General features: G+C 36.3%; 19 protein-coding genes and 1 other RNA gene. 13 read left to right on the forward strand and 7 right to left on the reverse strand.

Translation table 11 applies throughout. From position 1 onward, the window contains the following. Positions 1–142: 142 nt before the first annotated feature. Genes SCA31_RS19580 through SCA31_RS19590 form a run of 3 tightly spaced genes read right to left on the reverse strand, consistent with a single transcriptional unit; the run spans position 143 to position 2,980 of the window. Positions 143–1,762, reverse strand: coding sequence for an AMP-binding protein (locus tag SCA31_RS19580; RefSeq protein WP_410698699.1), 1,620 nt, complete (start codon positions 1,760–1,762; stop codon positions 143–145). Positions 1,763–1,821: 59 nt separating this feature from the next. Beyond that, positions 1,822–2,496 (reverse strand): beta-carotene 15,15'-monooxygenase, encoded by a 675-nt coding sequence (locus tag SCA31_RS19585; protein WP_410698700.1) that lies wholly within the window; start codon positions 2,494–2,496, stop codon positions 1,822–1,824. Beyond that, the gene (locus SCA31_RS19590; RefSeq protein ID WP_027374652.1) at positions 2,489–2,980 is read right to left on the reverse strand and encodes an RNA polymerase sigma factor; all 492 of its coding nucleotides are present in this window, start codon (positions 2,978–2,980) and stop codon (positions 2,489–2,491) included. The genes SCA31_RS19585 and SCA31_RS19590 overlap by 8 nt, the downstream gene beginning before the upstream one ends. A 274-nt stretch (positions 2,981–3,254) precedes the next feature. On the opposite strand from SCA31_RS19590, the gene rnpB reads away from it, so the two are divergent. From rnpB to SCA31_RS19610, 4 genes are all read left to right on the forward strand, one after another. Next, positions 3,255–3,578: RNase P RNA component class A (gene rnpB / locus SCA31_RS19595), an RNA gene on the forward strand. A gap of 176 nt (positions 3,579–3,754) precedes the next feature. Further along, positions 3,755–4,285: a hypothetical protein gene (locus tag SCA31_RS19600; RefSeq protein ID WP_410698701.1), complete on the forward strand. Its 531-nt coding sequence runs from the start codon at positions 3,755–3,757 to the stop codon at positions 4,283–4,285. 19 nt (positions 4,286–4,304) lie between these two features. Next, positions 4,305–4,832, forward strand: coding sequence for a hypothetical protein (locus SCA31_RS19605; RefSeq protein WP_410698702.1), 528 nt, complete (start codon positions 4,305–4,307; stop codon positions 4,830–4,832). Between the two features lie 45 nt (positions 4,833–4,877). Beyond that, complete coding sequence (locus SCA31_RS19610; protein ID WP_410698703.1) at positions 4,878–5,459, forward strand: glycine-rich domain-containing protein; 582 nt, start codon at positions 4,878–4,880, stop codon at positions 5,457–5,459. Positions 5,460–5,477: 18 nt separating this feature from the next. On the opposite strand, the gene SCA31_RS19615 is transcribed toward SCA31_RS19610, so the two are convergent. Together SCA31_RS19615 and SCA31_RS19620 are read right to left on the reverse strand one after the other, a co-directional pair. Next, a complete protein-coding gene (locus SCA31_RS19615; protein ID WP_410698704.1) occupies positions 5,478–6,347 on the reverse strand; it encodes a polyphosphate kinase 2 family protein in 870 nt (289 codons plus the stop codon). 108 nt (positions 6,348–6,455) lie between these two features. Beyond that, positions 6,456–6,920, reverse strand: coding sequence for a DUF1573 domain-containing protein (locus tag SCA31_RS19620; protein ID WP_076352624.1), 465 nt, complete (start codon positions 6,918–6,920; stop codon positions 6,456–6,458). Between the two features lie 128 nt (positions 6,921–7,048). Between SCA31_RS19620 and SCA31_RS19625 the strand changes: the two genes are divergently transcribed. The 6 genes from SCA31_RS19625 (at position 7,049) to SCA31_RS19650 (ending at position 13,559) form a co-directional block, all read left to right on the forward strand. Further along, the gene (locus SCA31_RS19625) at positions 7,049–9,664 is read left to right on the forward strand and encodes a valine--tRNA ligase (RefSeq protein ID WP_410698705.1); all 2,616 of its coding nucleotides are present in this window, start codon (positions 7,049–7,051) and stop codon (positions 9,662–9,664) included. A gap of 91 nt (positions 9,665–9,755) precedes the next feature. Continuing rightward, complete coding sequence (locus SCA31_RS19630; protein WP_410698706.1) at positions 9,756–10,391, forward strand: DUF4241 domain-containing protein; 636 nt, start codon at positions 9,756–9,758, stop codon at positions 10,389–10,391. 66 nt (positions 10,392–10,457) lie between these two features. Then, complete coding sequence (locus SCA31_RS19635) at positions 10,458–11,348, forward strand: ribokinase (protein WP_410698707.1); 891 nt, start codon at positions 10,458–10,460, stop codon at positions 11,346–11,348. A gap of 89 nt (positions 11,349–11,437) precedes the next feature. Continuing rightward, positions 11,438–12,283 (forward strand): alpha/beta fold hydrolase, encoded by an 846-nt coding sequence (locus tag SCA31_RS19640; RefSeq protein WP_410698717.1) that lies wholly within the window; start codon positions 11,438–11,440, stop codon positions 12,281–12,283. Then, positions 12,280–12,924, forward strand: a complete 645-nt coding sequence (locus tag SCA31_RS19645; RefSeq protein WP_410698708.1) for an HD domain-containing protein — start codon at positions 12,280–12,282, stop codon at positions 12,922–12,924. The genes SCA31_RS19640 and SCA31_RS19645 overlap by 4 nt, the downstream gene beginning before the upstream one ends. Positions 12,925–12,962: 38 nt before the next feature. After that, positions 12,963–13,559: a hypothetical protein gene (locus tag SCA31_RS19650; RefSeq protein ID WP_410698709.1), complete on the forward strand. Its 597-nt coding sequence runs from the start codon at positions 12,963–12,965 to the stop codon at positions 13,557–13,559. Positions 13,560–13,624: 65 nt separating this feature from the next. Here the strand turns inward: SCA31_RS19650 and SCA31_RS19655 are convergent, their stop codons facing one another. Then, positions 13,625–13,855 carry a hypothetical protein gene (locus SCA31_RS19655; protein WP_410698710.1) on the reverse strand — a complete coding sequence of 77 codons (231 nt, stop codon included), beginning with the start codon at positions 13,853–13,855 and terminating at the stop codon, positions 13,625–13,627. Positions 13,856–14,032: 177 nt separating this feature from the next. Continuing rightward, entirely contained in the window at positions 14,033–14,923 is an 891-nt protein-coding gene (locus SCA31_RS19660; protein WP_410698711.1) for a DUF72 domain-containing protein, read from the reverse strand. Positions 14,924–15,626: 703 nt separating this feature from the next. On the opposite strand from SCA31_RS19660, the gene SCA31_RS19665 reads away from it, so the two are divergent. From SCA31_RS19665 to SCA31_RS19675, 3 genes are all read left to right on the forward strand, one after another. Next, the gene (locus SCA31_RS19665; protein WP_410698712.1) at positions 15,627–19,259 is read left to right on the forward strand and encodes a hypothetical protein; all 3,633 of its coding nucleotides are present in this window, start codon (positions 15,627–15,629) and stop codon (positions 19,257–19,259) included. Positions 19,260–19,498: 239 nt separating this feature from the next. Beyond that, positions 19,499–20,113, forward strand: coding sequence for a hypothetical protein (locus tag SCA31_RS19670; protein WP_410698713.1), 615 nt, complete (start codon positions 19,499–19,501; stop codon positions 20,111–20,113). Positions 20,114–20,158: 45 nt separating this feature from the next. Continuing rightward, positions 20,159–20,505, forward strand: a 347-nt coding sequence (locus SCA31_RS19675; protein ID WP_410698714.1) for a hypothetical protein, incomplete at its 3' end; no start/stop codon positions are given.

Here is a 20,505-nt window from a genome sequence, read left to right on the forward strand (position 1 = left end):
AGAAATGCTTTTTTTATTATTTATACGAGATCAAAATAACCTGTAACAATCATTCTGTCAAGGATCTTTTTGAAAAAAGGTCTTATCATATTTCTATTAGAATTTCAAAAAAATTTTGAGACTTTATCGTTTGATTTCTTGGTTAAACTTTAGTTCCCAATCCCAATTCTTTTATGGAAATTTCCCGCATTTCTACCTTTCTTATTTTTCCTGAAATGGTCATTGGAAACTCATCCACAAACTTCCAGTATTTTGGAACTTTATAATGAGCAATTTTTCCTTTACAGTAATCTTTTAATTCTTCTTCTGTGATCGTGAATCCCTTTCTGACTTTTACCCATGCCATTACTTCTTCCCCAAACTTTTCACTTGGAACTCCAATGATCTGAACATCTAGAATATTGGTATAGGTGTATAAAAAGTCTTCAATTTCCTTTGGCGAAATATTTTCCCCACCCCGAATAATAAGATCCTTAATTCTTCCGGAAATGGTAATATATCCATCCTTATCCATTACTGCCATATCTCCGGTATGCATCCAACGAGCATTATCCAGTACTTTTTTTGTGTTTTCAGGATCATTCCAATATTTCAGCATAACTGAGTAGCCTCTTGTACAAAGCTCACCATGTTCACCACGCTTCAGGACTTTTCCATTTTCATCAATAATCTTTATTTCAAGATGATCTTGAACCGTACCTACAGTACTGACCTGTTTTTCCAAGGAAGTACCAATTAAAGTCTGTGTTGAAACAGGAGAGGTTTCTGTCATCCCATAGCAAATACTCATTTCTTTAATATTCATCAGATTTTCCACCTTTTTCATAATCTCAGGAGGGCAGACTGAGCCAGCCATTACCCCTGTTCTTAGGCTTGAAAAATCATAGGTATCAAAATCTTTTACTGCAAGTTCAGCAATGAACATGGTAGGAACTCCATATAAGGAAGTGCATTTTTCGTCGGAAACTGCCTTTAAAGTAATGTCAGGATCAAAGCTGTCATTGGGTATTACCATACAGGCGCCGTGGGTTGTACAACAGATATTTCCAATCACCATACCAAAGCAGTGGTAAAATGGTACGGGGATGCAGACACGATCTTTTTCCGTATATCTTAGTCTTATCCCAATAAAATAGCCATTGTTTAGAATGTTATGATGGGAAAGTGTTACTCCTTTAGGAAAGCCCGTTGTTCCGGATGTATATTGAATATTTACCGGATCATCGAACTGTACATGTTCCTCAAAACTATGCAGAACTTCATCCGAAATATCCTGTCCGTTATTGACAAACTCTTCCCAGTTCTCATCAAAGAAAATTTCATGTTCAAGGGTAGGGCATACTTCTTTGGCATATTCTACCATCTCTTTGTAATTACTGGATTTGAAATGTAAGGAAGAGAAAATGAAGCGGACTTCAGACTGGTTCAGGACGTAAGTGAGTTCATGAGTTCTGTATGCCGGATTAATGTTGACTAAAATAGTTCCAATTCTGGCTGTGGCATATTGTAAAAGAACCCATTCATAGCGGTTCGAAGACCATATTCCGATTCGGTCGCCGGATTTTGCTCCTATAAACAACAATGCTTTTGCAATGGCAGTTGTTTGGTTATAAAACTCTTGATAAGTAGCTCTGTAATCTTGATGAACACAGACAAGTGCTTCCTGATTGGGGTGTTTTTCGACAGTACTTTTAAGATTTCCTCCAATAGTCTGTCCTAATAATGGAACCTCAGAAGTTCCATACACATAAGATAAAGGCATAGTATAAGATTTGGTTAAATAAAATTAACAATTATATCTTGAACTATAGCCTATGAATACTAATTTTCCTGTAAATCTATCTCTTTAAGCTGTTTCAGGTTTTTATCAAGTTTCTTAATGATACTTCCGTATACCAGTCTATAGTAAAGCCAAATCATGGATACAGCCAGTAAAGTACTTATGGTAATTCCGACAATAATAATGGTAAGATTAGAATTAGTAGGCTGTATATTTTGAGAGTTTAAGGTATAAAATATAAAAGCAGTTAATATAAAAGTAAATGCAATCAGCAATACAATACTGATAAGAATAAAGGCATTTACTGTTTTTTTGAAACTAATTATTTTGGTAATCAGTCCTTTAAGATTTTCTTCGATTTTGATTTTTCGGTAATTCTGGTAGAATTTTAAGACAAAATAAGCGGTAATCAATAAGCTCAGAACTTTTATAGCTAAATAAACATGGCCAAAGTTATTTTCAACTTCAGGAGCTTCCTGAGCACCTAATCTTTCCAGCATTTTGCGGAAACTATCAGATTCTTCCTCCTGAAAGAAGTAGAATAAGCCCAAAACAGAAAAGAACAAAAATTCTACAACGCTGATCCAGAAAATATACTTTACATAATTGCGTGACTTTCTATTCAGCATCTGAAGAATCTCACTGTTGTCATATTTTGGCTGTACAGGTTGTTCCTGCCATGTTTTCTTAAAGCTATCTAAATCAAATTCAGGCATATTTTTCCATCTGTTCTTTAAGGGTTTTCTTTAATCTGTTCATTTTGACACGTGCATTGACTTCAGTGATTCCGAGGTTTTCTGCAATATCCTTGTAAGGAAGATCGTCAAGATACATCATAACAATAGCTCTTTCTATATTAGGAAGAGTCTTGATTACAGTATACAAAAGCGAGATCTGTTGTTGCTTTTCATCATCATCTTCCACAAAATCTTTGTGGTTGATGTCTAGTTCATTGGTAGGAAGGCTTTTGCTTTTTTTTCTAAAAAGAGTAATGGCGGTATTAAGCGCTACGCGGTACATCCATGTGGAAATTTTTGAGTTTCCTTTAAAAGAATCATAACTTCTCCAAAGCTGTAAGACAATCTCCTGAAAAAGATCCTCTTCATCTTCCAGGGAATTGGTATATAAGCGCGATACTTTGATAATCAGGCCTTGATTATCTTTGATAAGTTGCGCAAATTCTTTTTCTCTGGAATTCATAGATATATAATGGCACGAAGATAACAATAATGTGGTAATTGATGAAGAATAATAATTCCAAAACCGCGAAAAGGTAAAATTCCAAAAGATGGATAAACAATAATGCTGAAAATAATGTAGTTAATGGGAGATTATAAATCTGCTGATTTTATCAATGTCATGGAAATTGTTGGGAAACAGGTAAAATTAATAAAAATATTTTTTCTCTTCCCAATCCCTTTACTGTTTCATCTTTTCACCCTTTTACCACGAAATTTATGTATCTTTGCGCCCACGAGAAAATCGGCTTGTTGATTCCTGTTTCGGCAGGGGTAGGAAAGTCCGGACACCATAGAGCAGCAAAGCGGATAACATCCGTCACCCGTGAGGGTAGGACAAGTGCAACAGAAAGCAGGTACAGTTCGGCTGTAGTGAAACCAGGTAAACTCTTTGCGGTGCAATGGTAAGTATATCGGTTCTTTTCAGTAATGAAAATAGGGGCGGCTCGTCCTGAAAACCGAGGGGTAATCAGCTCAAGTTTTGCAGCAATGTAAAGCGTAGATAAATAACAAGCGCTTCTCAGGAAGTACAAAATCCGGCTTATAGATTTTCTCGTTTTCTTATAATTCAACTTCTTTAAGCTTTTATTTTTGAACCTAATAATATTACATTTATTTGTTATACAGTTATTTATGTTTTTATAATTCTAATATAAGACTTTAAAACTGCCAAATAAGATTTACAGACGACTTTTATATTTTTCTGTTATCTCAACTTTACAATAAAGAAATCGAGATGAAAACAGCAGTTACTTTACAGTCAGTTCCGGAAGAAAAGCCAGGCTTTATTGCTATAATACTATATGTGGCTTTTATATATGGATTGTTTTGGGGAATTAATCAATGTCTGATGTATTTTTTTCAGGACATCACCAATGAACTATTAATAAAAATTCTCAATAATATTCTATGGATCGCATTTATGTTTTTGCACTATGTAATTGTAAAATATTTTATTTACCTGATCAATAAACAAAGAAAACGGCCTGTTATTTATTCTGTGCTAAGTATTTCGAAAGAAGGAATTAATTATTACACAGAAAGCAAAGAAATAAATTGGGAAAGTATTTCAGAAATACAAATTATAGATGCTGTACTTTCTGTAACCGTGGATCTTAATCCTAAAAAAGATTTTAAGCTGAACCTGTCCAAAACAGATCTTCAGAAGCAAATGACACTGGGACGTTTTGAAAAACTACTGAAATATCATTATAAAAAAGAAGTCTATATTTACAATACGCCATCATCCTGTGGGTGTGGTTGTTAATTGTAATAGTATTATCAAAATGGAATCAGAAATTACTTTATACAAGTCATCAGAAGAAAAGCCGAGATATATCACCATTCTTTTTTTTATGATATCGTCGGTGGGCTTACTGGTAGTTCTTGGTATACTCATCTATCTTTTGTTTACCAATAAAAACCTCTTTAAGGTTGTAACATCCCTCATTGTTCTTTTATTGATTTCTGTATTTTTCTATGCTTCAGTAAAAATTTTAATCAGATGTATTACTGAAAGAATGAAGCCGGACGAAGAGCCCGAAAAAAAATTATCCATCAGCTCAAAAGGAATTGTTAATTATAGGGCAAAAAAGCAATTGAACTGGGAAGAAATTTCTGAAATTCAGATTATTGACTCAATTCTTTCGGTAACGGTAGATCCTCATCCCGAAAAAGATTTTCAGCTGAATTTATCCGATACAGATATTTACAGTCAAATGACCCGAGAGGATTTTGAAAAACTACTCAGAAATCATTATAAAAAAGAAATTCACACTTACTACACCCCTCCATCCTGTGGATGTGGCGGTTGATTAAATACTCATTTAAAAAGATTAATGGATTAACATTTTAGCATCATGAAACCTGAATTTACCTCCGTTCTATTAGATAGCGCATCGTTGGATTATCTCCATCACCCTTTATGGAAAAGGATTTCAGACTATCAGATTGATCAGGCTGAAGTAGCCATTCCATTTTCCAGAAAACTGGCTCAGACAGAAGGCTGGACGAGAAGATTCTGTTTGCTTGCTATTGAAGAATATAAAAAATTTGTTTACTTATGCTGTGTTTCCAAAAACGGAGCATCTCCATCCATAGCAGTAGATAAAGTATGGCATCTGCATCTGCTTTATACCACAGAATATTGGAAAGAATTCTGTCCGAAAATTCTGGAAAGAGAACTTCATCATTTCCCGAATGTAGGCGGAATTAATGATTATAATAAGCATCAGGATTGGTATTTGGAAACCCTAAAACTTTACATCCATATTTTCAGGCAGAACCCACCCGAAGTTTTTTGGCGAATTCCTAAAGAAATTATCCCATTCCTATTGCCGGAAAATAATAAGATAAAAGTTACTGGGCAGTTTACATGGAAAAAGACCTTTGAAAATTTACATTCAAAAGTCTTTAAATATGTTCACGGTAAATCGGTTTAGAAATATATTAATTCCGGATTACTCATCCAATAATTGCTGTTTAGCCTTTTGTAGATCTTCCTTATCTTTTTCCGAAAGCCTTGGATATTTCAGGTTCATTTTTTCTAAAGTATCTATGATAATCTGAACTGCGGCTACTCTTGCAAACCATTTATTGTCTGCAGGAAGTACATACCAAGGAGCATGATCTTTTGAAGTTTCGTTAATGGCTGTTTCATAAGCTTCCATATATTGGCTGAATAAAGCTCTTTCAGGAAGATCAGCTGCAGAGAATTTCCAGTTTTTTTCCTGTTCATTGATTCTGTCTAACAATCTTTTCTTTTGTTCATCCTTAGATACATTCAGGAAAATCTTGATAATGGTGGTTCCATTTTGTGAAAGGTGCTTTTCGAAATTTCGGATACTTTCATAACGGTTTTCCCAGAATTTATCGTCAAAATCTTTTACAGAAGACCAAGTTTTTTCATTTAAATTATATTCAGGATGAACCTTGCAAACCAAAACACTTTCGTAGTGTGAACGGTTAAAGATTCCGATCATTCCTTTTTGAGGTAAGGCCAGATAATGCCTCCATAAAAAATCGTGAGAATACTCTTTGGAACTTGGTGTCTTAAAGCTGGTTACATTACATCCCTGCGGATTTACTCCACCAAAGACATGCTCTATCATACTGTCTTTTCCCGCAGCATCCATTGCCTGAAGTACTACCAAAAGAGATTGGCTTCCATCTGCATAAAGTCTTTCCTGTAACTCACGAAGCTTTTCTTTTTCCTGAATTAATAATTGAGTTCCTTCTTCTTTGGTTAGTTTTCCCTGATAGGATGTTGATGTCTTTTTTATAGAAAATTTTCCGTTTACTTTAAAATCATCTGAGAAATTGGTGTCCATATATTGTTTAAGATTAAAAGATTGTTTTATGTCTCTGATCTACTCTTACATAAATGTAATAAAAAAACCGCCTCAGTGGAGGCGGTTTCTTTATTTTTTGTGTAGAGCTTACTTTGCAGCAGTCTTTTTAGCTAGTTTAGCAGCTTTTTTCTCAGCTTTAGCAGCTTCTTTTTGCTCTGCAGGAGTCAAAACTTTTGGCTCAGGAGCATTAGCATCTACGTTACCTTTGATGTAGATTACGCTTCTGCTGTTTGCAGGGTCGTTAGAAAAAACTTCGATCATTTTGTTAAAACCTCCTGTAAGGGCAGTGTTGTATCCAACTTTGATCTTAGCAGATTTTCCTGGCATGATCGGGTCTTGGCTGAATTCAGGAGTTGTACATCCACAAGATGGTTTTACATTTGAAATAATCAAGGGTTTATCACCAGTATTAGTTACTGTGAAGAATCTTGTACCATCAGAACTAGGCTTAATAGTACCATAGTCGAAAGTAGTTTTATCAAATGTAATAGTTTGTGCAGATGCAAGAGCAAATGTTCCGAATAATGCAATTCCTGCGATTAATTTCTTCATATTCTTGAATGTTAATATGTTTGTTAGATAAATTTTGTGAAACAAAGTTAAAAATTATTTTAATTCATGCTTAAAAATTTTTTTCTTTAGACTATTTTTGCAAATTGCAAGCCAAAGAAATAGAATTTATGCAGATTTCAGAAAAGTACAATCCACAGGAAACAGAACAAAAATGGTACAATTACTGGTTGGAAAATAAATATTTCCACTCAGAGCCTAATGACAAACCACCATATACCATCGTTATTCCTCCGCCAAACGTTACGGGGATACTACACATGGGACATATGTTGAACAATACCATTCAAGATGTTCTGGTCCGTCGTGCAAGAATGCGCGGGTTTAATGCTTGTTGGATTCCTGGAACAGATCACGCTTCCATTGCTACCGAAGCTAAAGTTGTTGCTAAGTTGAAGTCTGAAGGGGTCAATAAGTCCGATATTACTCGTGAACAATTCCTGGAGCACGCTTGGGAATGGACGAATAAATATGGAGGAACGATCCTTGAGCAGCTTAAAAAACTAGGATGTTCATGTGATTGGGACAGAACCCGTTTCACGATGGAGGAGAAGCTTTCTCAGCAGGTTATCAAAAGCTTTGTAGACCTTTACAATAAAGGATTAATCTACAGAGGCTACAGAATGGTAAACTGGGATCCGGAAGCGAAGACTAATATTTCAGATGAAGAGGTAATATTTAAAGAGCAGAACGGGAAATTATATTTCCTAAAATATAAAATTGAAGGGTCTGAAGAATTCCTTTCAGTGGCTACAACACGTCCTGAAACAATTTTCGGGGATACTGCGGTGTGTATCAATCCTAATGATGAAAGATATGCCCACCTAAAAGGTAAAAACGTAATTGTACCAATCGTAAATAGAGTTATCCCGATCATAGAAGATGAATATGTAGACATTGAGTTTGGAACAGGAGCATTGAAAATTACTCCGGCACACGATATCAATGACTATGAAATCGGACAAAAGCACCAGTTGAAAATGATTGATGCTTTAGACGATGACGGAAACCTTAACGAGCATGGTCTGCATTATGCAGGAAAAAACAGATTTGAGGTAAGAAAGCAAATCGCAAAAGAATTAGAAGAAAAAAATCTTTTACTGAAAGCAGAAGATTATGTAAATAAAGTAGGAACTTCCGAAAGAACAGGTGCCGTTATTGAACCTAAGGTTTCAGTACAATGGTTCCTTAAAATGTCTGAAATTGCTAAGCCTGCATTGGATGTAGTAATGGATGATGAGGTGAAGTTCTATCCTGAGAAGTTTAAAAATACCTACAAACACTGGATGGAAAACATCCGTGACTGGAATATTTCCCGTCAGCTTTGGTGGGGACAACAAATTCCTGCATACTTTTATGGTACAGGAGATGAAGATTTTGTAGTAGCTGAAACTAAGCAAGAAGCTTTAGAATTGGCAAAACAGAAATCAGGAAATCAGGATTTAACAGTAGAAAGCCTTAGACAGGATGATGATGCACTGGATACCTGGTTCTCATCTTGGTTGTGGCCAATGTCTGTATTTGATGGAATTCTTGACCCTGAAAACAAGGATATTAATTATTACTATCCTACCTCTGACTTGGTTACAGGTCCGGATATTATTTTCTTCTGGGTAGCAAGAATGATCATGGCCGGATTGGAATACAGAAAAGAAGTTCCTTTTAAGAATGTTTATTTCACGGGAATTGTAAGAGATAAGCAGAGAAGAAAGATGTCAAAATCTTTAGGAAACTCTCCGGATCCACTTGAACTGATGGATAAATATGGTGCAGATGGTGTTCGTGTAGGGATTCTACTGAGTTCTGCAGCAGGAAATGACCTTCTTTTTGATGAAGATCTAATGCTTCAGGGAAGAAACTTTATGACAAAAATCTGGAGTGCTTTCCGTTTAATCAACATGTGGAACCATGAAGATAAGCCGGCAATCGCGACAGACCATCAGGCTATCGAATGGTTTGAAAATAAATTAAACAAAACAATTGTTGAGATCAATGATCAATTCGAGAAATTTAGAATTTCAGATGCACTTCATTTGATTTATAAATTAATTTGGGATGATTTTTGTGGTTGGTATCTTGAAGCAATCAAGCCGAACTATGGAGAGGGAATTTCTAAGGAGGTTTATGACAGAACGATTATTTTCTTTGAAGAATTAATGAAATTACTTCATCCGTTTATGCCTTTCCAATCAGAAGAAATCTGGCATCTGATTTCAGAAAGAAGCATTGAGGATGCTCTTGTTATTGCCCAGCAGAAAAATGCAGATGACTTCAGCGAAGACGTAATTAAGAACTTTGAGATTTCAAAAGAATTGATCTCCGGTGTTAGAAACTACCGTCAGACCAAAGGAATTTCACCAAGGGAAACAGTTGAGGTATTTACCAATGCTACAGGATTTGCCAACGAAGCTGTCGTAAGAAAGTTGGCTAATGTTTTTGAAATTAACTTCGGGCAAAAAACAGATAAACCAAGCTTTACTTTCCTGGTAGGATCAACTGAGGTTTCTATTCCTTTAAGTGAAAACTTAGATTTAGGAGAAGAAAAAATAAAAACCGAAGAAGAATTAAAATACTTAAAAGGGTTCTTGATTTCAGTAGATAAGAAACTTTCCAATGAAAAGTTTGTTGCTAATGCAAAACCTGAGGTGGTAGAAGTTGAACGTAAAAAGCAAAAAGATGCTATTGACAAGATTGCGATCTTGGAAGAGAAGCTGAAAAGTTTGTAAATTTAAAATAGAGACAACATGTTGTCTTACTATCAGGCTGGGTACAGATGAAAACTTGTATCCAGCCTGATGGTTTAAGAAAAGATATAAAATGACACATATAGAAAACATTAAAAAACTATTTTCGAAGGATTTTGTAGAAAGCCCTTTGTTAGAAAGTTTTGAGGTAGGAAAAATTTATCTTTCCAGTGGAAAGTTAGTAGCCTGTGATCCGTTAATTACGAATGATATGCTTGCTTTTTCTACAAATTTTCCGAAAGGAGAATTCTCTGTAATGCTTCATAAAGAGAGAGAAAGCAACTGTGTTGCTTATACAGAAATTGTATTCAGTAATGATGAAATTACAGACTGGAAGCTTGCGACTACAGCAGGACAAAATATCAAAGAACTGGCAAAGGAAGAGGTTTTTGGATATCCTGTAGAAAGTGGAATGGGATGCTTCATGGATGTAGATACTCAAAACAGCCTTAATGATCTGGAACAAAAACTATATCATAACAAAGCTGCTGATTTCATGGGAATCTATGAAGAATTTTTCCATGAATATTTCTTTGATGAGAATGGAGCCATAGATCAATATGCATTTTTGAAACCATCAGCAGCTCATCCCGGAACTATATTTGCTTTTGAGACCGGTTATGGAGAAGGGTTCTATGCTAGTTATATTGGTTATAGTAAAGATCAATCGCCTGTGAAGATTATTACTGAATTTATTGAAATAAGTTAAATAAAATTAGTTATTTTTGACATGAAATTTTGTCTGTTATAATTTTTAAAACTAATATAAAACACAATGAATTTCTCATCAGATCAACCCAAAATTATTGTTGTAGGTAGTTCCTCAATAGATCTTGTTTTAGAAACCGATAAACTTCCTTTACCTAACGAAACTGTTCTGGCTGTTAATTCAGAAAGTTATTTTGGAGGAAAAGGGGCTAACCAGGCGGTAGGTACTGCAAGATTGGGGGCGAGTGTTTATTTTATAGGGTGTGTAGGAATGGATCCGCTGGGACAGCAAATCATGAGAAATCTGGTAAGCGAAAGTGTAAATGTAGGTTTTGTACATGAAACAGATAGAGAATCTACAGGTACTGCCTATGTGACAACCTCTGGGGGTAATGCTGCCATTGTAGTAGTGCCTGCCGCCAACAAATATCTTAATACATCCCATATTGACGAGGCAGACCGGTATTTTCATACCTCTGATCTTGTCCTTGTTCAGCTTGAAGTTTCCATGGAAGTTGTAGAATATACCGTTAAAAAAGCCAAGAAATATGGCAAAAAAGTAGGGTTATATGCTTCTCCTGCCATGAGGGTAAGTGATGAAATCCTGGAGGCTGTCGATTTTATTGTAACCAAAAGCAGTGAACTATATATTATTTTTGGTGAAGAACAGCGAGAAGAGGTACTAAAAAAATACTTTAATAAGGTTTTTGTAAGAGATGATTCCAATTCTACCATTTACTTTGATGGAACAGAGATGAAATATTACAGAAACGATAAAGATACCACTGTTTATAAGATGGGAATGGGAGATGCATTTACATCGGGGTTTGCCATAGCACTTTGCCATGGGAATTCCATTGAAGAATGTGTGAAATTTGGAAATGAGGTATCTTCAAGGGTTTCCGGAGGGAAAGGATCTCAGACAGGATTACCAAGAAGATCAGATTTCAAGCCCTAAAGCTATTTAAGACATATCAAAAGTCAGAAACTTAACATAAAAATATATTGAAAATGTCCACTTTTATAGTGGATTTTTTCTTTTATCCTATGGAAAAACTAATACTTACCACACAAGATCATGCTTCACTGGCTGTACATCTTTTTCAACCTGAAAAAAATAATGGAAAACTACTGTTAATCAACTCTGCAACCGGTGTGAAACAGCAGGTATATTTTTCATTTGCCAATTACTTTTCCGAGCAAGGTTTTACAGTAATAACCTATGATTATACGGGAATCGGACTTTCTAAACCAAAGAATATGAAAGGTTTTCATAGTTCCATGAGAGTTTGGGGAACAAGAGATTATAAAGCGTTAACCGAATATATCAAAACTCAGTTTCCTGACCACAGAAAATATTGCCTGGGACATTCTGTTGGTGCATTGATCCTGGGAATGAATGATGATTCAGAAATGTTTGAGGAATTTATTTTTGTAGGAACTCAAAATGCCTTTGTGGGTAATCTAAAGTTGAAAACAAAAATTGAAGCCTATTTGGGATTTGGAATTGTTCAGCCTGTAACCACTTCATTACTAGGTTATTTTCCGGCAAATTGGTTTGGGCTTGGAGAAAGTCTTCCAAAAAATTGCGCATATGACTGGAGAACCTTAATTTTAAATAAGAAATCAACCAACCGATTGTTGGAAAAGATTGATGATTATTCTAAAAATTTAACACAAAAAGTCTTTGTAATTCGTGCGGAGGATGATGTCTGGCTGACAGAAAAAGGAGTATTGAGTTTATTAAATACTACTTATCCTAACCTTAAACCCACCTACAGACTCGTAAAAACCTCGGAATCTGAGAAAAAAGAAATCGGGCACATTAATTTTTTTAGAAGCTACAATCATAAACTTTGGAATATTATTTTAAATGAACTGATAGATAAATGAAAAGTACGATTGACAACACCGTAGAATTTGTAAAGGAAAAATTAGAAGGAGCAGAAGCAGGCCACGATTGGTTTCACATTGAAAGAGTATGGAAACTGGCTAAAAAAATTGCAGAAACAGAAAACTGTAATCAGGAAGTGGTAGAATTATCTGCATTACTGCATGATATTGCGGATCCTAAATTTCATGATGGGGACGAAACCATTGCCCCGAAAATCTCAAGAGCGTTTCTTGAACAGCAGAATGTCTCTGATGAAACTATTGAAAAGGTTCTATATATAATTGAAAATATCTCCTTTAAAAACAGAGGCAATGCCCCTATAGAACCGTCTCTTGAATTGCAGATTGTACAGGATGCTGACCGCATTGATGCCATTGGAGCTATTGGTATTGCCAGAACTTTCAATTTTGGAGGATTTAAGAATAATCCAATGTATGATCCTGCTATACAGCCTAACTTAGGAATGTCCAAAGAAGAGTATAAGAAATCTAATGGTACAACGATTAATCATTTTTATGAAAAATTATTACTCCTGAAAGATCTCATGAATACTGAAAAAGGGCGGAAAATGGCTGAAGAAAGGCATCATTATATGCTCAATTTCCTTGACGAGTTTTATAAAGAGTGGAATGTGGATTAACATTCTCTGAAAAATTTTGAAATCAGTATCTTTGCAGTATGGTATTTTTCATTCTTGTTATCTTTTGGGCTTGTATCCTTTCTTTGATTTTGTATAAAATAAAATCAGGAAGATTGGCAAAATGGGCAAGGTTGTTCCGTATTGTAATGGTGGTTTCATCCATCTCTGTTTTCACTTATTGGTTTATTAAGAAAAGTGCTGTAGCATTTGTAGACAACTCTGTAGGGCTGCAGGTGATCAATAAACTCCCACAAACCCTGGATTTTTATCTGATTAATGTTAATAAGATTGATAAAAACGTTTCACTAGAGCCCAAGCACATTGGTAAAGTACGACCAGAATATTATAGGGTAGAATACCTGAAGATGGATAAGTCTGATGAATATTGGATTGTGGGGTATCTGGGAAAAAAGAATCTTGTATACTTTTCCCAGCATTCTGTTCCTAATAAGAATATGGATCAGATTGTAGAAGTGCAGAATTATATAAACCAAAGTATGAAGCTTTCTGATGCCGCAAAGAAGCAGGTAGACGCTTACAATTATGAAAATACGAAGTTAGGAATTTGGATTACGTTAGATTTTCTGCTTTTATTTCTTAATCTGGCGCTGCTTTTGAAAAAGAATAAAAAATAAATATTTTATAGGTAATGAGTAATGTGAAAAATACTCATTACCTGTTAATTATTAATGGTTGTTGATCAAGGGTAGTCTAATATCTGCATAACTTGTTCCTTACATTCTTCCGGACAGCCTTTCACGATCTTGTCTTTAATTTTTTTACTGATTTCTTTAGGTTTCAGCCATTCCGTTTTATTGGAGTTCAGGCTGTGATTATCATATACTCTTTTTATGGTATGATCCTCATAAAAGATATATTCATCGCCAAGCCAGCTGCTCGAAACACTGATTTTACAAATTTCCTTTTCCATGATCAATTTTTTTAAGTACATCGTATTCGTTTAGTGAAATATGATGTACTCTAATGTATAAAATTTTCCGATATGAAAGGACTTTTATTGCTGTTGTGAGGGTAAATTAAAATGAGTCTATTTAATTTTTTAACAGTTAAATAATTATTGTTTTTGGAGGATAATGATGCATTTTTACTAAAAAAGAGTACCCGTATTTTCAGTGGCCATTTGTGGAATGTGAATATCGGTTTTCCATTCTTCATTTAGTTTTTTGATGAAGTAGGCAGATAGAAGAGGTGAGGCTTTTTCAATATTCTGATGTACAAAGAAGTACAGATTTTGAAGCCCGTCCTTTTTCCATTGGCTGAGGTGTTTCAACCAGTCATCCAGTCTTTCGTAATCACTTTCTGCATTGGCACCCACATAGCGGATGAACGCATTGGGGGTCGTGAGGCGCATATGAAGCATATCTCTTCTTCCTGCAGTATCTACAATAATATTGGTAATATTGTTCGCTTCAAAGAGTTCGCAGGTTGTATTGAGGATTTCTTCGTTGGTAAACCATTCTGTATTTCTAAGTTCTATCGCGAGGGGAACCTCTTTAGGCCAGTCCTTGACAAACTTTTCCAGTCTGTCATAATCTTTAGGTTTGAAATTATCATGAAGCTGTAGGAAAGCCATACCCAGTTTTTCATCAAAATTCATGATCGCTGAGGCAAAATGAGTGACAGGTTCCGTTACGTCGATCAGTCTTCTGAAGTGGGATACGGTATTGGTAATCTTCGGAAAGAATTTAAAATCTGCAGGAGTTTTATCTTTCCATACCAATACCTGTTCAGGAGTGGGCATTCCATAAAAGGTAGCATTCAGTTCAATAGAATTGAATTGCGTCGCATAATATGTTAGCTCATCTTTCGTTCCTTTTGGATAAAATCCTTTAAGATCGGTTTTATTCCATTTTGCACATCCTATGGAAATATTCTCTAAGCCTTTTTTATTTTGACTTAAAATTTCTTTGGTTCTTGAATGATCTTTTGGTAACGTAAAATCTATTGCTGATGGATCTTCTACCTGGCCGAATTTCATATGTTGAGTTTTTGTGAAGTTAAATGATCTCACAAATATAATGTAAAACCTTAAAAAAATAAACTTTTTGTAAGCAAAGCTCCTTTTTGAAGAAGCTTTGAATTCTTTGATTTTAACCCCGATATTTTTTGCTTTCGTTTCTGTGGCTTCTTTTTTTAAGGAATGGATCAGCTACGACAAAAAGAGCTGAAAAAGTGGTCGCGAAATGATGTGTTTTTTTCATCTTATTTTTGTTTTTTATGAAAAATTATTATTGAAAACTCCTGAAATTATAGAAATAGCCTTGGTTGGGTTTGTTATCTTGTTTTTGGTTGTATTGTATTGTTTATCAGTATTTTAATGCTCTATTAAGGCTGTTGTTATTCCCGAATAGTGACAGCCTTTTCCTTGTATATCGCATCTTTTCGGGTTAGTTTTGCAGCCCCTTAAAACAGTGCCGGTTGGTTGCGGGGAAATGACATTTATTTCAGCATCCTATTTTTATTTCGCTCTTTTAAAAGTAAAATAAGATAGGAGAAAATTGCAAAGATTTTTTGATCGGTTTCTGTTTTTAAGTCATGATCTGATGAACTCTTTTGGTAGCGGAAACCTGCTTCAAAAAATGTTGTCCTATCATCGGAAAAGTAATTAAAACAATAAGTACTTCAAGTACTTCCGTGAAAAGTTCACCCAAGATACTTTGCTAACGAACAGATTATTCCTTATGAAAAATCAGAAACATATTTTTAAATCTATCATTTCACTTCTCATGTTGTTCTGCTTATCAGCAAAAGGATTTTCTGCCAATTACTATTGGGTAGGAGGGAGTGGAAACTGGAGTGAAATTGGGCATTGGCGTACGGCTTCCGGTGGAACTGCATTGCCTACAGTCGTTCCAGGACCTACTGATAACGTTTTTTTTGATTCCCATTCCGGTTTTACAGCAACCAGTAAAACAATAACCCTGAATGTAACAGCCAACTGCTACAATATCATGTTTTCAGGAAGTGGAATAGCTCCTGCCTTGACAGGGACCGGGAAAGAGCTCAATATATACGGATCATCAGAATGGCAGGCAGGGATGTCAATCACAGTGACCTCCATTTATTACCGAAACAAAAATACACCAAAAACCATTAAAAGTAATGGGGTTTCAGTTACAGCTTCCAATGTGTTTTTTTATGAAGAAAGTACAGTAAGCCTCGCAGATGATTTCTCTGTGTCTGGAAACTTACAGCATAATGCAGGAACTTTTTTGACTAATCACTATAAAGTATCCTTAGGAAGCTATATAGGAAATTCCGGTGCAAAACCAAGGACTCTCACCATGGGAAGTTCGGAGTTCTATATTTCGGGGATTTTTTCTTCAAAGACTCCATCACTGGTATTGAATTCCGGAACCTCCAGAATCATTCTTACAGGAAATAGTACAACATTAGATCCTTATGCAGGACAGGTATTCTATGATATAACCTTTGAAAACAGTGGACTCAAATCCAGTTTGGGACTCAGCCAGACCGACAAAGTATACTATAACCGGGTTGAGTTTAAAGGCGATGGAAAACTGACCAGAGATAATGAAATCAAAGAACTGATCCTGGGAGAAGGCAAAACATACAGTCTTCAGAACAATACGACACAAACCATAACATCTTCGCTGAAAGCGCATACACCGGATTGCGGAGCGTGGATCATGATCAATTCTTCACTGTCCGGAACACAGGCAGGCATCGTTGCCGGACCTGGAGTCAATATAGATGTTTCAGGAGTCATTATAAGAGATATTGATGCATCAGGTGGAGCAGCATTTACAGCTGTAAAATCAGCTGACAGTGGTAATAACAGCGGGTGGACATTTCCGGTTTCTGCCAGTCAGGATTTGTATTGGGTAGGCGGAAGCGGTAACTGGGACGATAAAGGCCACTGGTCTCAGACCAGTGGCGGGCCAGGTGGATACTGTATGCCCGGACCTACAGATAATGTTTTTTTTGACAGTCAGTCAGGTTTTACTTCAGCAGCTAAGATGATAACTATTAATGTAACTGCCAACTGTCATGATATAACGTTTTCCGGAAGTTCTGTAGCACCTGCATTGAGAGGATCAGGAAAAGAACTTAATATTTACGGATCATCAGAATGGCAGCAGGGAATGTCCGTGGGTATCATGTCTGTATATTACAGAAACAGCAGAGAAAACAGGACCGTAAAAACCAATGGAGTATCGATGGTGGGGGATAATGTCTTCTTTGATGAAGAAAATTCTATAAGTCTTTTAGACAATTTAACAGTAGCAGGTGCCCTATTCCATAATGCTGGAACACTGAATACCAATAACCATAAGCTTACACTGGGAAGTTTCTACGGAGATTCGGGAACTCGGCTGAGAGTCCTTAATATGGGAAGTTCAGACTTTTATATTTCAAGAAGCAGCGGCGGTACTTTTTCTACCAACAGCTCGACGGCCATTACCGTGAATGCGGGGACCTCTCATATTCATTTCCTGGGCACAGCACCTGTTATGAGTCCATACAAAGATCAGACTTTTTATAATATAACGTTTGAAGCGGGAACTACAGGAATGCTGGGACAGTACCAAACGGCTAAAGCATATTATAACCGCGTAGAATTCAAAGGTGACGGAAGCTTTATTGGTGATAATCAGATTAAAGATTTGATTTTTGCAGAAGGAAAAACATACAGCTTACAGGATACTGCCACACAGACGGTAACTTCTTCATTGGTCGCTCATGCTTTGGATTGCGGGGACTGGATTATGATCAATTCCTCAACATCTGGTACACAGGCACGACTGGTGGCAGCGCACGGAGTGGCCATGGATATCTCAAGGACTATCATCAGAGATATCGCTGCATCAGGTGGGGCTGCATTTACTACATCAGCTTCAGCAGATGGCGGTAACAATTCAGGATGGAATTTTTCAACCTCTGCTGTTCAAAATCTCTATTGGGTAGGAGGAAGCGGAAGCTGGAATGATAAAACCCATTGGTCGCAGACAAGCGGAGGAACAGGCGGATTCTGTATACCCGGACCTTTTGACAATGTTTTTTTTAACGAAAGCTCAGGATTCAGTGCTTCAGATAAAGCAGTATCGGTGAATGTGACCGCCAACTGTCACAATATATTATTTTCAGGAAGTCTGGCTGTACCTACAGTAACAGGTATCAATAGAGAACTTAATATTTACGGATCATCAGAATGGCAGCCAGGGATGAAAGTAGACATCCGGTCTATATATTACAGAAACAGTGGTAAGGCTAAAACTATAAAAAGCAATGGAAGTTTAATAACGGGAGATGTCTACTTTGATGAAGAAGATTCTATAAGCCTCCTGGATGATTTTGCTGCTTCAGGAAAACTGCAGCATAATGTAGGAACATGGACAACAGATAACCATAAAGTAACTTTAGGATCCGGATATTTTGGGAATTATTTTAAAACAAGACCCAAAACGATTAATATGGGAAGCTCTGATTTTTATATAACAGGTAATAACGGAACTTTTTCATCCAATGCTTCTGCGCTGACCTTACATTCAGGAACTTCTTTTATTCATTTTTCAGGAGAAAATGCAATAATGGATCCTTATGCAGGTCACGTATTTAATAAGATAAGCTTTGATGAAAGCAGTACCTCAGGCCAGCTGGGCCAGAACCAGACAGACAAAGCATTTTATGATTATGTAGAGTTTAAAGGAAATGGAAAACTGATGATGGATAACCAGATCAAAGAACTGGTCTTAATGGCAGGAAGGACCTATACCCTTGAATCCGGAAAAACACAAACCGTGACCGATCAGTTATACGCAAGTGGAAACTCATGTTTTATCCTGTTCTTAAAGAGTTCTGCAGGCGGAACAAGAGCAAATCTGAATGTACAGGCATCATCTACCCATTTTGATTTTGCCAATGTAAAAGATATCAGTGCTGTGGGAGAGCCTCTGCATTTTGGAAGCAAGTCTTCAGATACTGGGAACAATGATCATATTACATTTGATCCCTATAGTCCTGGATCTTTTTCTGGTTTTGCCGGACAGAACTGGAACTGTGCGGGATTCAATAACAATGATTCCTCTTCCTATACTTTAAGTTCTGCCGGATTTTATGGAAATCCATCTACCTTATATGAATGGACTAAACTTGATGACCTGGTTTATCCGGGCATTATATCAACCGAAAATTCTCTGGATATGAGAAGTTTCGGATATGGAAAGTACCATATTAAAGTAACGTATTCTACCGTAGGATCTGGTGATTATTGTGTAGTGGAAGAAAGTATTACCGTGAAAAGATGTATACCTAATATGATTAATCCGGGATTACCAATAAGAAATTATTAAAAATGATAATTTTTTAAAAAGTTGTTTTATAACTGGTTACGAGACAAAGGCTGTCACTATTCGCGAATAGTGACAGCCTTTGCCTTGTGCGATTCTTTACATCGATATATGTTTACCGTTCTTTAGAAGTGGACTCTTTTTTCATAAGCAACATTTTGATTTTGGAATGGGTTTAATACTTTTCTTTACAGAGTCCGCTTCTATTTCATTGTACTAAAAACATTTTTTAAATAAATATGATGAGAAAAAACATGTTACCCCTGTTTGTTATGATTTCAGGTATTACCTGTGCGCAGGTCGGAATAAACACAACAAATCCTCAGGCAACGCTGGATGTAAACCTGCCTGCCGGATATGCTTCTGGAACCAAAGCCGGAATAGCTTTTCCGCAACTATCTGGAAATGATATAGAAGCGATTAATACTTCCGGGTTGAAATCCGGAACTTTGGTCTACAGTACCTCAGCATCTACGGCAGCTGCCAAAGACATTACAGGAATTGGCTACTGGTACTGGAAAGATGCCACCGATAAATGGGAGCCGGTATTGGTGAATGCTCCCAAATTCTTCTATTCTCCCTCTATTCCCATCACAACCAGTGTGGCTTCAGGTTCTATAGACCTGTATACCAATTATACGGGACAGTTTTCCTCCCCTATGGCCAGCAGTACCGGTGCATCTGGCAGTATTCCCATCTATGCAGCCAATGCCCTGGAGTATTATGTCACGTGGTATGACAATACCATTTTTGAAAACGTAGTCATTGATGCGAGTGGAAAACTCACCTATGAAGTTAAAAGTACAGCGGATAAGAGCAAGCCAACGTATATGAATGTTGTTTTTGTGGTGAAGTAAGTGTCTGTTAAATAATAGATTAAATTAATTAATGGATTGGAAATTATGATAAAACAAAAACAAAATTTTAAATATGTACTATTCCTTTTTCTGTTTTTATGTTCGGTAAAAGGATTTGCTGCCAATTATTATTGGGTGGGAGGCAGCGGAAACTGGAGTGAGCTTATCCACTGGAGGACTTCTTCAGGAGGTTCAGGAATCCCTTTGGTTGTACCTGGGCAAACGGACGATGTTTTTTTCGATGGCAATTCCGGCTTTACAGCAACCAGTAAAACGGTAACGGTAAACGTTCCTGCGAAGATGCGGAATATTACCTTTTCGGGAAGTTCCGTACCGCCTGTTTTGAATAGTGCAAGTATATATAATATTCTCGATATCTACGGATCTTCTGA

Origin of the sequence: Chryseobacterium sp. SIMBA_028, assembly GCF_046535285.1 — a bacterium.
Lineage (GTDB): Bacteria > Bacteroidota > Bacteroidia > Flavobacteriales > Weeksellaceae > Chryseobacterium.

Excerpts from the sequence above, each read along its gene's own strand:
- SCA31_RS19650 (WP_410698709.1), top strand. The coding sequence starts at position 12,963 with ATGGTATTTTTCATTCTTGTTATCTTTTGGGCTTGTATCCTTTCTTTG.
- SCA31_RS19640 (WP_410698717.1), top strand. The coding sequence starts at position 11,438 with ATGGAAAAACTAATACTTACCACACAAGATCATGCTTCACTGGCTGTA.
- SCA31_RS19660 (WP_410698711.1), bottom strand. The coding sequence starts at position 14,923 with ATGAAATTCGGCCAGGTAGAAGATCCATCAGCAATAGATTTTACGTTA.
- SCA31_RS19645 (WP_410698708.1), top strand. The coding sequence starts at position 12,280 with ATGAAAAGTACGATTGACAACACCGTAGAATTTGTAAAGGAAAAATTA.
- SCA31_RS19620 (WP_076352624.1), bottom strand. The coding sequence starts at position 6,920 with ATGAAGAAATTAATCGCAGGAATTGCATTATTCGGAACATTTGCTCTT.
- SCA31_RS19625 (WP_410698705.1), top strand. The coding sequence starts at position 7,049 with ATGCAGATTTCAGAAAAGTACAATCCACAGGAAACAGAACAAAAATGG.
- SCA31_RS19605 (WP_410698702.1), top strand. The coding sequence starts at position 4,305 with ATGGAATCAGAAATTACTTTATACAAGTCATCAGAAGAAAAGCCGAGA.
- SCA31_RS19610 (WP_410698703.1), top strand. The coding sequence starts at position 4,878 with ATGAAACCTGAATTTACCTCCGTTCTATTAGATAGCGCATCGTTGGAT.
- SCA31_RS19635 (WP_410698707.1), top strand. The coding sequence starts at position 10,458 with ATGAATTTCTCATCAGATCAACCCAAAATTATTGTTGTAGGTAGTTCC.
- SCA31_RS19670 (WP_410698713.1), top strand. The coding sequence starts at position 19,499 with ATGAGAAAAAACATGTTACCCCTGTTTGTTATGATTTCAGGTATTACC.
- SCA31_RS19590 (WP_027374652.1), bottom strand. The coding sequence starts at position 2,980 with ATGAATTCCAGAGAAAAAGAATTTGCGCAACTTATCAAAGATAATCAA.
- SCA31_RS19630 (WP_410698706.1), top strand. The coding sequence starts at position 9,756 with ATGACACATATAGAAAACATTAAAAAACTATTTTCGAAGGATTTTGTA.
- SCA31_RS19585 (WP_410698700.1), bottom strand. The coding sequence starts at position 2,496 with ATGCCTGAATTTGATTTAGATAGCTTTAAGAAAACATGGCAGGAACAA.
- SCA31_RS19655 (WP_410698710.1), bottom strand. The coding sequence starts at position 13,855 with ATGGAAAAGGAAATTTGTAAAATCAGTGTTTCGAGCAGCTGGCTTGGC.
- SCA31_RS19580 (WP_410698699.1), bottom strand. The coding sequence starts at position 1,762 with ATGCCTTTATCTTATGTGTATGGAACTTCTGAGGTTCCATTATTAGGA.
- SCA31_RS19615 (WP_410698704.1), bottom strand. The coding sequence starts at position 6,347 with ATGGACACCAATTTCTCAGATGATTTTAAAGTAAACGGAAAATTTTCT.
- SCA31_RS19600 (WP_410698701.1), top strand. The coding sequence starts at position 3,755 with ATGAAAACAGCAGTTACTTTACAGTCAGTTCCGGAAGAAAAGCCAGGC.
- SCA31_RS19665 (WP_410698712.1), top strand. The coding sequence starts at position 15,627 with ATGAAAAATCAGAAACATATTTTTAAATCTATCATTTCACTTCTCATG.